This is a genomic window from Synechococcus sp. BMK-MC-1, from assembly GCF_014279955.1.
Taxonomy (GTDB): Bacteria; Cyanobacteriota; Cyanobacteriia; order PCC-6307; family Cyanobiaceae; genus Synechococcus_C.
This window is the reverse complement of record NZ_CP047939.1, coordinates 1715400-1726504: the sequence shown is the minus strand read 5'-3', so window position 1 is coordinate 1726504 and position 11105 is coordinate 1715400. Positions and strand designations below refer to the sequence as shown.

Below are 11105 nucleotides of genomic sequence, written 5' to 3'. Positions count from 1 at the left end.
CCTCTAGGCAGCGGGAGTCCATTGCTAACATCCGAAGTGACTCGGACCCATGCGGTTCAGACGCCCAAACCTGGTCAGATCCGGAAGGCAGCAGCCACACGGGATGCTCGGGACAGGCGTGGATTCCGGGTCACCCCTTTTCAAGCACTGCAGAGCCGTTGTGCGAGCTCTGCAGTGGCTCAACGTCAGTCAGTTGGATCCTGACGGGATTGGCGCTGCCGCAGAAACTCGGGAATCCTGGCCCCAGCATCCGAGGGTTCAGGGGATGCATACGCAGAGGGTGCGGCCTGAGGAATGCTGCGTTCGCTGCGATACGGCTGACCGTTCTCGAACCCCGTGGCAATCACAGTCACGTGAATCTCCCCTTCGAGAGCCTCATCCACCACAGCACCCACGATGATGTTGGCTTCGGGATCCACCACGTCGTAGATCACTTCGGACGCACTGGTCATGTCCTCGAGGGTCATGTCACGACCGCCGCTGATGTTGATCACGCATCCCTTGGAGCCATCGATCCGAGCTGCCTCAAGCAGTGGGCTGTTGATCGCGGTCTGGGCCGCTTCGATGGCCCGGGAGCGTCCTGATCCAACGCCGATGCCAAGCAGGGCTGTGCCGGCTTCGGTCATCACCGAACGCACGTCGGCGAAATCCACATTCACAAGTCCTGGGCAGGTGATGATGTCGCTGATTCCCTTCACGCCCATCCGCAGCACATCGTCCGCGCTGCGAAACGCTTCCTGAAGAGGAGCACCTGCGATCGCATCCCTGAGCCTGTCATTGGGGATCACAATCAGGGTGTCCACGTGCTCTGCCAGGCGTGCAATTCCCTCATCGGCCTGACGCATGCGCCGGCGACCCTCGAAACCAAACGGTTTGGTGACAATGCCAACGGTGAGAGCGCCACTTTCCTTGGCGACCTCAGCAACAACGGGAGCCGCTCCGGTGCCGGTTCCTCCGCCCATTCCGGCAGCGATGAACACCAGGTCAGCACCCTGGATGGCTTGCTGGAGATCGGCGCGGGATTCCTCAGCCGCTTTCTGACCGATGTTGGGATTGCCACCAGCGCCCAGGCCCCTGGTGAGGGTTTGACCAAGTTGAACCCGGTGTTCCGCGGATGACTGGATCAGAGCTTGGGCATCCGTGTTCAGCACGCGATAGGCGACACCCTCGAGGTCACTCATGATCATGCGATTGACGGCATTGCTGCCACCACCGCCCACGCCGATCACCTCAATCCGGGCTGACTGACTGGGAAGAATCCCTTCGACCGCTGGAGACGACGACATCTGACCGTTCACCATCTCCATGGTTCGTGCTGACCCGTTGAGCTGCGAGTGCATTATGTCCCTGCGCGTGACGATCGCTGAAGGTCTGAACACACTCGGTTTCCTTGGGCGAGAGCGCAACCGGTGGTCAGGATTCGCTCGCTTTCTTGGCTGCTTTGGCCGGCAATTGCAGCTCGGGCTTGCTTGGATCTGAAAGATCAATGCTGGTGTCGTTCTGACCACGCAGCTGGGCCGGAAGACTGCGCGTCAATTGCACCACGGTGTTGAGCTGTTGGTCCAGCAAGGCTCCGTTGGAGCCGAGTTTCACGAGGCCGAGGGAGGTTGTGCGCAGGCTGAGATCACCATCGGGAGCGATGTGGATCACCTGCAAGGGGCTGCCGAGTTGATCTCTTTGCTCGAGCAGCTTGGCAATGGTTGAGCGCCGGCTTGGGATCCAGCCCAGCACGCGTACAGCACTGGTCGGTGCCTCGCCCTGGCGCGCCACGGTCAGGGGCATCCAGCGCCCGTCGCGATCCACCATGCCCTGCTCCGTTCCCCCCGCTCCCCGTCGCGTGGCGGCGGCGATCGGGCGGCGATCTTGCAGTTCCACCTCCAAGCCTGGCGGCAGCAACCGCCGTTGCACGGTCACCGACTGCACGGGTAGTTCAGCCATCAGGCGACGTTCGAGCGTGCTCGGTTTCAACGACAGCAGCGGAAGTGGAAACCGCAGCCCTGCGGCTTTGGCGACGTTGCCAGGGCCGAGGCGATCACTGCCAACGACTTGGAGTTGGTCGATGGAGCGCAGCGTCCAGCCAGCACTGAGGAGAATCCAGCTCAAAGCAGAGGCGGATCCGCTGAAAACAATGATTCTCCAGGCCTGAATCAACTGGTCTCGCCGTCGCTCTTGCCGCAGGCGCCTGCGACGTTCAACGCTTGGAGGCAGCGGTCCTGCAGACTTCGATGCCCGACGCTGGCTGGATTGGGTCTGACTGCGGGGCATCAGAGGTCACAGCGGGCCTTGGCCATCAGCTGTTCCATCCAGCGACGGGCCCGTTCTGCATCCGAGAAAGGAACGTCCATCTGTTGCCCTTCTCCGATCAAACGCAGACGGCATTGGCCCTGGGATTCATCCGAGAGCGGTGTGTCTCCCGAGGCCAGCGACATCAGCTCAACCAGTTCCAGGGTCTTGATCACAAACCGACCCTCTTCTCGGAAACTTCCGGCGTGAAAACTGCTCCAGCTGAGTTCACCCTCCTTGAGGCGGGCTGCTCCGCAACCATCGAGTTTGGCCAGCTCCGACGACTGACTCCATTGCCTGAACAGGGACTGCCTGCGACGTTCGAGCCAACCCAAGGCGGCCAGCAACACGAACACCAGAAGCAGTGGAAGCCAGAGCAGTCCGTGCATCATCGCCGCGTCACCAGCATCAATCGATTCATTCTTGCGCCGTATCGACCAGCTCTGCCACCAATTGCGGCAATGGGATACCTGAGGCGGCCCAGAGCGTGGGATACATGCTCTGGGAGGTGAAGCCCGGCAGGGTGTTGATTTCATTGAGCCAGATCTCGCCCGAGGTTTCGTCGTAGAACACGTCCACGCGGGCCTGGCCAAAGGCATGCACGGCATGGCAAGCCCGGATGGCCATGGCCTGGATCTGCTGGCTCACCGAGGCTGGGAGAGGCGCGGGAATCAGCGTGTGACTGCGCCCCTCGGTGTACTTGGTCTCATAGTCGTACCAATCGGCGTCAAAGCGAATCTCCCCCACCACGGAGGCCCGCAGATGCCGACGCCCCAACACGGCACATTCCAGTTCTCTGGCGTTCACGCCCTGTTCAACGAGCAGCCTGGGGTCGAGTGCGGCCGCCTGGTGCAAGCCCGCCAGCAGCTCATCTCTGTTACTCGCTTTGGTGATGCCCACCGATGAACCCAGGTTGGCGGGCTTGACGAAACAGGGGTAACCCAGCTCCTGCTCCACGCGGGTCAGCAGCTGCTCCAGTCGCTCCGGATCCTCCAGGTCGGCGGCAGTCAGGCCCATGTAGGGAACCTGGGACAGACCAGCAGCAGCAAAGGCGGCCTTCATCGCCAGTTTGTCCATTCCCACTGCCGACCCGAGCACCCCGGAGCCCACGAAGGGTTTGTTCATCAGCGTGAACAGACCCTGCACCGTTCCGTCTTCACCGTTGGGACCGTGCAGCACTGGGTACCAGAGGTGCACGCTGTCGGGATCCACCGGCCAGTGACGCAGTCCCGGAGCAGGCAGAGGCTGGGGGAGCTGATGGGCGTCGAGGGCCTTGTTCTGCTCCAGTGCACGTTCGGCCACCGCCGGGCCCCACCAGCGACCCTCGCGATCGATGTAATGCGGAATCACGGCGAACCGCTCCTGATTCTCCGGGGCGCTGAACGCCTCGATCACCGTGCGGGCCGATCGGATCGACACGGCATGTTCGCCGGATGCTCCTCCGAACACCACGCCAACGCGGAGAAGGGATGTCGGCATGGGAGCGGTGTCGGTGCGTCGGGTTGCCCCGCAACGTATCAGCAGTTCAGAGGAGTGCCACTGAGGGAGAAGGAACGCACGGCATCGATGTGCACGTTCACCAGATCACCGGCCTGATACCGCCGGCCGTCAGCTCCGGTTGCACTGAAGAAGGTGAGTCTGTTGGTGCGGGTGCGACCCATCAACTGGGAGGGATCTTTGGGGTTGATGCCTTCAGCCAGCACCTCTTCCACGCGGCCGGCATAGCGCCCGTTGCGTTCCCGCGCGCAGCGTTCCACCAGGGCATTGATTTCCCTGAGACGCTCCACTTTGATGTCTTCAGGCAGCTGGTTGTCCCAATCGGCGGCAGGGGTGTTGGGCCGCGGTGAATAGGCGGCCGTGTTCACTTGGTCGAAGCCGATCTCTTCGATCAGGGCCAGGGTGCGCCTGTATTGGGCATCGGTTTCACCCGGGAAGGCCACGATCACATCGGCGCTCAACGAGGCATCGGGCATGCGCTCGCGGATTCTGTCGATGATGCGCCTGTAGCGCTCCACGGTGTAGCCCCGGGCCATGGCCCTCAGCACATCGTTATCACCGCTTTGAAAGGGGATGTGGAAGTGCTCGCAGAGTTTGGGCAGGTCGGCGCAGGCATCGATCAGTCGATCGGTGAAATAGCGGGGATGACTGGTGGCAAAGCGGATCCGCTCCAGGCCCTCCACGTCGTGGACGTGATGGAGCAGATCGGTGAGGGTGTGCTGGCGGCGTCCTTCGGGGGTGATGCCTAGCAGATCGCGCCCATAGGCGTCGATGTTCTGCCCCAACAGGGTGATCTCCTTGAAGCCCTGGGCCGCGAGCCCCTCCATCTCAAGCTTGATGGCGTCTGGAAGCCGTGACTGCTCCTTGCCGCGAACAGAAGGAACCACGCAGTAGGTGCAGCGCTCGTTGCAGCCGTAAATCACATTCACCCAGCCGCAGATGCTGCTGTCGCGCCGGGCGGTGGTGATGTCTTCAAGAATGTGGTGCTCTTCGGTGGCCACCACTTGCTGGCCGCTGTCCACTTGCTGCAGAAGCGTTTCGAGGCGGTTGGCGTGTTGGGGCCCCATCACCAGGTCGAGCTCCGGCACCCGCCTGAGCAGCGATTCACCTTCCTGCTGCGCCACACAGCCTGCCACCACCAAAGTGAGATTCGGATTCGTGCGTTTGCGTTGCGCCTGGCGTCCCAGGTAGCTGTACACCTTCTGCTCCGCGTTATCGCGGATGCTGCACGTGTTGTAGAGCACTAGATCGGCATCCAGCTCGGCACTCGCTTCTCGGTAGCCCATGGATTCAAGAATCCCAGCCATGCGCTCGGAATCGGCCTTGTTCATCTGGCAGCCGAAGGTGGTGATCCAGTAGCTGCCACGCTCCCGGCTCGGCAGCATTGCGGTGGTGGGCGAGGCGGTCACGGTCAAGGCAGAGAGCCGTCCAAAGGATCGGCGGTGTCGAACGCTGCTTTCAGTGTCGGATACGGCGGTGCTGTGCCAGCTTGTGGATTGGTGCTCTCGGGCCATGGGCTGGAGTCTGCGTCGATTTCCGCTCACCAAGGCGGTCCCTCTGGCGATCAGCAGGGGAACCACGTCTGTCGTGGAACGCCTGGAACTTCGCCTAAACCATGGCGGAACTGTGGGGTTCGGCGAAACCGGCGGGCTGGATACGGGCCATCGCGCCTATGCGCTGGAGGCCATCGAGGCTGAACTCCAGGCTCTGTTGCCCACCTTGGAGTCCTTGAACCCTGAGGACCGTCATTCCATCGAACCTTGGCTGGCCCCCCTGTCTCCGCCGGCACGGTGTGCTGTGGATCTGGCCCTCTGGGACTGGTGGGGTCGGCAGCTGGGGCAACCGATCTGGAAACTGTTTGCGTTGGATGGCACCAGGGGGGTGGCCACGAGCGTCACCCTTGGTCTGGCCTCTGTTGAGAAGGTTCTGGAGCGCCTTCAGCGCTGGTGGCGTCAGATGCCGGCCACCCGAATCAAGCTCAAGCTCGGCAGTCCGGAGGGGCTCGAGCATGACCGCGCCCTGTTGCAGGCCGTGGCCATCGCCCTGGACGAGCGCTCTCAGCGGATGGCCGTGGCCCACGAACTTCAGGTGGATGCCAACGGAGGCTGGACGCTGGAGCAGGCCAAGGCGATGCAGGTGGACCTGGAGCAGGCGGGGGTGGTGTTGCTCGAGCAACCTCTGCCCGCTCGTCTTGATCCCGAGGAGGATCTGCAGGGATTTGCAGCGCTGCGTCCGTTCTGCAATCTGCCCTTGGTGGCCGATGAAAGCTGTTGGGATCTCAAGGATCTGCTGCGCTTGGCTCCCCATGTGGATGGCGTCAATCTCAAGCTGCTCAAGACCGGTGGTCTCACGGAGGCCTGGCTGATGGCCCAGGTGGCAGAGCGGCTTGATCTGGATCTGATGGTGGGCTGCTATTCCGACAGCACGTTGCTGAATGCCGCTGCAGCGCAGTTGCTGCCTTGCATCCGCTGGCCTGACCTCGACAGTCACCTCAATCTGGTGGATGACCCTTACAGCGGATTGCCGCTCAAGGGGGATCAACTTCTGCCTCCGCACGGATGCGGATTGGGCGTTGCACCGCTGGAGGCCTCCTGATGCTGGCTGATCAGGATCCCGTGGTGCTGCTTCAGCACGCCGGTCTCAACAGCCTCACCGGCAAAACCGGGTTGGCGATGTTGCGGCATCGACGCGGACCGATCGTTGCGGTGATTGATCCAGACCATGCTGGCCAGTGCTTGGAGACGGTGACCGGGATTTCCAGGTCTGTTCCTGTGGTGAAGGATCTGGCTGAGGCTCTCCCCTTTCGACCGTCTGTGGCCGTGGTGGGCCTCGCTCCCTCCGGTGGGGTGCTGCCGGAGGCGCTGCGGTCGGATGTGTTGCAGGCTCTCAAGGCGGGCCTGTCGGTGGCCAGTGGGTTGCATACCCACCTGGCGGATGATCCGGAGCTCAGTGCGGCGATTCGGCCTGGACGCTGGATCTGGGATCTCCGCTGTGAGCCCAAGGGACTGAGGGTTGCGCAGGCCAGGGCTGCCGCGTTGCCCTGCAAGCGCGTGCTGGCCGTTGGCACCGACATGGCCGTGGGCAAGATGAGTGCTTGCCTGGCGGTGCATGAGGCGGCGCTCCGCGCCGGCGTGTGCTCAGCTTTTGTGGGCACCGGCCAGGCCGGGATCCTGATCAGCGGCAGCGGTGTTCCCTTGGATGCGGTACGGGTGGATTACGCCGCTGGAGCGGTGGAAGCTGCGGTGATGGATGCCGCCTCAACGCTGCCTGACACGGGGCTGGTGCTGGTGGAAGGGCAGGGATCGCTCTGCCATCCCGGTTCGACGGCCACCCTGCCCCTTCTGCGCGGCAGCCAGCCCACAGCCCTTTTGCTGGTGCATCGCGCCCAGCAGAGCTGCATTCATCGTCTGCCGGAGATTGCCCTTCCTCCCTTGGGGGATCTCATTCAGCTTTGTGAGGGGCTTGCGTCGATCGGTCGTCCGCAAGACGCAGGACCTCCACCCAGGGTGCGAGCGGTGGCCCTGAACACCGCACACCTGAGCGATGCGGAGTGTGAGCGTTCCAGCGCAGAACTCAGCGAAACGTTGTCGCTGCCTTGTGTTGATCCGATCCGACAGGGAGCTGATGCTCTGCTCAAAGCCCTGTTGGCTTCATGAACCATGGAATGAAAGGGCGAGCGAGGGGATTCGAACCCCCGAATAGCGGCGCCACAAGCCGCTGCCTTAACCACTTGGCGACGCCCGCCGCGTCGGTAAGAATCTACCAATCCGCCCCCCAGGCCCTGCGTACGTCCTCCGTCCATCGGCGCTGGTCTCCGGCCACTGCGATTGCCATGGCGCTCTTGCTTGGTGGAAGCGTGACCGCCTTGGCTGTCACCAACCCCACCAAGGAGGAGTACGGCGCTCATGCCGGCACCCAGCTGGTCGGTCTGGCGACCGACGAGCTTTGCTCGCAGCGCACGCTCCCCTTGGTGCTGCAGCTCTGGATTAAAGACTGCCCCCGCTTGATCGCCGATCAGGAGGCTGCGCTGGCGTCGCTGGCCAACCAGTTCACACGGCGTTGGAATCTGGGCGTGGCCAGTGTCTTTGTGACCACGGTGGGGGGACAGGACCTGCTGCCCACCTTGCGTCTTCCCCGCTACTCCGTCACGACCTTGGGGGTCGCGGGTCGGTTTTTGGTCCTGCAGACCCAGTCGGATTCTGGAGACTTGGAATGAGTGGGCAAGCCGCTGGATCTCTGCGCAGCCGCTGCCCGGTCAGCCTTGTTGATTGGCCTGCTGGCGTAGCAGCAGAGCGGCCTGCCGACGGCCTGCTGTCCGTAGAGCTGCGTTGGCTGGAGGGCCGAATCACCTCCGTCTTGCCTGTCGCCGACGCCCAGGGCCTGGTGCTGCCCCGCCTGGTCGAGCCCCATGCCCATCTCGATAAGGCCTTCTCCTGGTCCGACTTCCCAAATCCAACAGGGACGTACGCCGGAGCGATGGACGCCAACATGCGCGAACATCGCACGCGCACGGCTGAGCGGGTTCATGAGCGCAGTGAGCGAGCGCTGGCCTTGGCCTGGCGTCATGGCCTGCGGGCCATTCGCTCGCATATCGACAGTTTGGGGCCAGGGGCCGCCTGCAGCTGGGAGGTGCTGACAAGCGCGCGTCAGCGCTGGAAGGGGCGCATTGATCTCCAGCTGGTGGCGCTCGTACCCATCGCCCATTGGTCCACACCGGAGGGAGAGCATCTGGCCTCCCAGGTTGCAGCGGCCGGAGGCGTGATCGGTGGTGTGATCGAACCACCTTGTCGGGGCAGGGCCCCCCGCCAGGCGCTGCGACGGCTTCTGGCACTGGCGGAGCGCCATGGCTGCCCCGTTGATCTGCACATCGATGAGGCCTCAGAGCATCCTGCGGCCGGGGTTCGGCAACTGCTGCGGGTCCTGCGCACGATGACGGTGTCGGTGCCGATCACCTGCAGCCATGCCAGCAGCCTTTCGCTGCTGAATCCAGCCTCCCTGCGGCGTTTGGGGGTGCAGATGGCAGAGCATCAGTTACGGGTGGTGGCTCTGCCACTCACCAATGGATGGCTGCTCGGGCGTCGCGGGCAGGCCACACCACTGCAACGGCCCCTCGCTCCGATTCGCCAGTTGCGTGATTGCGGTGTGTGTGTGGCCGTGGGGGGAGACAACGTGCAGGATCCCTGGTTTCCAGGCGGGAACCTGGACCCCCTGGCCTTGATGGCCATGGGTGTTCCCCTGGCTCAGCTGGCTCCCTGGGATGACGAGGGGATGGCTCCGTTCAGCATGGATGCCGCCCGTTTGCTGGACTTGGCTTGGGATGGAGTCTTTCGCCCAGGTGCTCCTGCGGATCTGATCCATGTGCCCACCGGTGGCTGGCCCGAACTGCTCTCGGCTCCTCCCCAGCGCCAGGTGCTGGCGGGTGGCGTCTGGGTCCAGGATTGAACGTGCGTTCCCTTGATCGTGACGTCCATGGTTCCTGAGATGTTGCGTGCGGAACTGGCGGCGGTGCCAGATCTCACCCTGCTTGAGCGGCCCGAAGATCTGGATCGCTACTCCAAAGACGCTTACGACTACTCACCGGTGTTGCGGGAGCGGCTGGCGTCCTGTCGGGCTGCGCTGGTTGTGCGCCCAGACACGGTGGAGGCTGTGGCCGCTGTGGCTGCGGCGTGCTGTCGTCATGGCATTGCGCTCACCCTCAGGGGCGCCGGCACCGGCAACTACGGACAGAGCGTCCCCCTCGAGGGAGGGGTGGTGATGCTGATGGGACGTCTGCGTGCGGTTCGCAGGATTGAGGCGACCACCGGCGTCGTCACGGTGGAATGCGGCTGTCTCCTCAAAGATCTCGATCAGATGCTGCGAGGGCATGGCCGTCAGCTGCGCCTGTTGCCCAGTACCTGGCGCAGTGCCACGATCGGCGGCTTCATCGCCGGCGGCTCCGGCGGAATCGGTTCGGTGCGCTGGGGGTTTCTGCGCGATCCAGGTCACCTGCTCGGTCTTGAGGTGGTGACGATGGAGCCGGAGCCCAAACGCCTCCAGTTGGAGGCCGCCGAGGCGGAGGCGCTGAATCACGCCTACGGGACCAACGGGATCATCACCGCACTCACGCTCGCCACCGCCCCTGCGGTTGCTTGGCAGGAAATGGTGATCGACTGCGTTGACTGGCCATCCGCTGTGGAGCTGGCGCAACGCTGCTGCGGATCAGCGTTGGATCTCCACCTCTGCACCGTGCTGGAAGCTGACGTGGTGGCTCAGTTACCGGCCTGGGATATCCCGGAGACAAAAGCGGATCGTGTGCTCCTGCTGGTGGCTCCTGATGCGGTGAGCACGGTGGAGCAGTTGGCGGCCGACTGTGGTGCGGCCGTGGTCTTTTCTGAGGCGGAACAGCACCATGCCGGCCATGGCCTGCGGGAGCTGACCTGGAACCACACCACCCTGCATCTGCGCCACCACGACCCCGACTGGACTTACCTGCAGATGCTGCTTCCCCAACCGGAACTGGACTGCCTCCATGCGCTGAAGCAAACCTGGGGCGGGGATGTGCTCATTCACCTGGAAGCTGTGCGACAGCAGGGTGTTCAGCGGCTTGCGGCCCTGCCACTCGTGCGCTGGCGCGGGGCGGATGCGTTGGAGCGTTTGATGCAACAGTGCCGCGACCTTGGGGCGCTGATTTTCAACCCGCACGTGCTCACCGTGGAGGGCGGAGGGCTCGGCGTTGTGGATGGCGATCAGGTGGCCGCAAAGCAACGCTTGGATCCAGCAGGTCTGCTCAACCCCGGGAAGCTCGGCGGATTCAGCAGCTGAGGCTGTCGCGGGTGAGCACGCCGGTGGTGGGGTTCACACCTTCGGCCTCCTGGCAGAGCCTGCGCTGGTCATCCCGGTCCAGCAGGGCGTCGCTGAAATCAGCTCCATCCACCTGAGCGCCGGCAAAGCTGCTTCCGGAAGCGATCACCCCGATCAAGACGGCATCTCGCAGGTCCGTTCCGGTGAAATCCGCACGATCCATGAGGGCATCACTGAGGTCGGCGCCATGGAAGTTGGCATCGGCAAAGGCACCCTGGGTGAAGATGGCCCCCTGCAGATTGGCCCCGCTGAAATCAGCGCCCTTGCCCGCCGCGCCGGCAAAAGAGGTGTTGCTGAGGGCCTGATTATGAAAATCAACGCCGTTTTGATTGGTCAAGGTGTAGTCCACCCGTTCCTGAAACAAGGCTCTGTCCTGAAGGCCAACCCCGGCTGAGGTGTCCAGCGCCATGGCGGGATCGCACAGGACAGCGATCACCAGGGTGATGGCGGTGATGAGTTTCAGCAGCGAGGGCATGAACGACGGG

General features: G+C 63.4%; 11 protein-coding genes, 1 tRNA gene and 1 other RNA gene. 6 read left to right on the top strand and 7 right to left on the bottom strand.

The genetic code is table 11. The features are described from left to right. The first annotated feature begins 38 nt into the window (after positions 1-38). Positions 39-135: signal recognition particle sRNA small type (ffs, locus tag SynBMKMC1_RS09640), an RNA gene on the top strand. Between the two features lie 50 nt (positions 136-185). Here the strand turns inward: ffs and ftsZ are convergent. The 5 genes from ftsZ to miaB form a co-directional block, all read right to left on the bottom strand. Then, complete coding sequence (gene ftsZ / locus SynBMKMC1_RS09635; protein WP_186471567.1) at positions 186-1340, bottom strand: cell division protein FtsZ; 1155 nt, start codon at positions 1338-1340, stop codon at positions 186-188. 73 nt (positions 1341-1413) lie between these two features. Beyond that, positions 1414-2265 carry a cell division protein FtsQ/DivIB gene (locus tag SynBMKMC1_RS09630; protein WP_186471566.1) on the bottom strand — a complete coding sequence of 284 codons (852 nt, stop codon included), beginning with the start codon at positions 2263-2265 and terminating at the stop codon, positions 1414-1416. Beyond that, entirely contained in the window at positions 2265-2675 is a 411-nt protein-coding gene (locus tag SynBMKMC1_RS09625; RefSeq protein WP_041428633.1) for a hypothetical protein, read from the bottom strand. Before SynBMKMC1_RS09625 ends, SynBMKMC1_RS09630 begins: the two co-directional genes overlap by 1 nt. A 25-nt stretch (positions 2676-2700) precedes the next feature. Then, positions 2701-3762 (bottom strand): D-alanine--D-alanine ligase family protein, encoded by a 1062-nt coding sequence (locus SynBMKMC1_RS09620; protein WP_186471565.1) that lies wholly within the window; start codon positions 3760-3762, stop codon positions 2701-2703. Between the two features lie 38 nt (positions 3763-3800). Further along, positions 3801-5165, bottom strand: coding sequence for a tRNA (N6-isopentenyl adenosine(37)-C2)-methylthiotransferase MiaB (gene miaB, locus SynBMKMC1_RS09615; protein WP_186473414.1), 1365 nt, complete (start codon positions 5163-5165; stop codon positions 3801-3803). A 127-nt stretch (positions 5166-5292) separates the two neighbouring features. Here miaB and SynBMKMC1_RS09610 point away from each other — a divergent pair, with 127 nt between their 5' ends. Together SynBMKMC1_RS09610 and SynBMKMC1_RS09605 are read left to right on the top strand one after the other, a co-directional pair. Then, positions 5293-6375 carry a dipeptide epimerase gene (locus tag SynBMKMC1_RS09610; protein WP_186471564.1) on the top strand — a complete coding sequence of 361 codons (1083 nt, stop codon included), beginning with the start codon at positions 5293-5295 and terminating at the stop codon, positions 6373-6375. Then, positions 6375-7436, top strand: a complete 1062-nt coding sequence (locus tag SynBMKMC1_RS09605) for a DUF1611 domain-containing protein (RefSeq protein ID WP_186471563.1) — start codon at positions 6375-6377, stop codon at positions 7434-7436. The genes SynBMKMC1_RS09610 and SynBMKMC1_RS09605 overlap by 1 nt, the downstream gene beginning before the upstream one ends. 15 nt (positions 7437-7451) lie before the next feature. Here the strand turns inward: SynBMKMC1_RS09605 and SynBMKMC1_RS09600 are convergent. Beyond that, positions 7452-7524, bottom strand: a tRNA-His gene (locus tag SynBMKMC1_RS09600). A gap of 88 nt (positions 7525-7612) precedes the next feature. On the opposite strand from SynBMKMC1_RS09600, the gene SynBMKMC1_RS09595 reads away from it, so the two are divergent. The 3 genes from SynBMKMC1_RS09595 to SynBMKMC1_RS09585 are packed head-to-tail and all read left to right on the top strand — an operon-like array spanning position 7613 to position 10581. Then, positions 7613-7996: a DUF4359 domain-containing protein gene (locus SynBMKMC1_RS09595; RefSeq protein WP_041428631.1), complete on the top strand. Its 384-nt coding sequence runs from the start codon at positions 7613-7615 to the stop codon at positions 7994-7996. Then, positions 7993-9222: an amidohydrolase family protein gene (locus SynBMKMC1_RS09590; protein WP_186471562.1), complete on the top strand. Its 1230-nt coding sequence runs from the start codon at positions 7993-7995 to the stop codon at positions 9220-9222. The genes SynBMKMC1_RS09595 and SynBMKMC1_RS09590 overlap by 4 nt, the downstream gene beginning before the upstream one ends. Positions 9223-9249: 27 nt before the next feature. After that, positions 9250-10581 carry an FAD-binding oxidoreductase gene (locus SynBMKMC1_RS09585; RefSeq protein WP_186473413.1) on the top strand — a complete coding sequence of 444 codons (1332 nt, stop codon included), beginning with the start codon at positions 9250-9252 and terminating at the stop codon, positions 10579-10581. Here the strand turns inward: SynBMKMC1_RS09585 and SynBMKMC1_RS09580 are convergent. After that, a complete protein-coding gene (locus SynBMKMC1_RS09580; protein ID WP_011933647.1) occupies positions 10571-11095 on the bottom strand; it encodes a pentapeptide repeat-containing protein in 525 nt (174 codons plus the stop codon). The genes SynBMKMC1_RS09585 and SynBMKMC1_RS09580 overlap by 11 nt on opposite strands. Positions 11096-11105 lie beyond the last annotated feature (10 nt).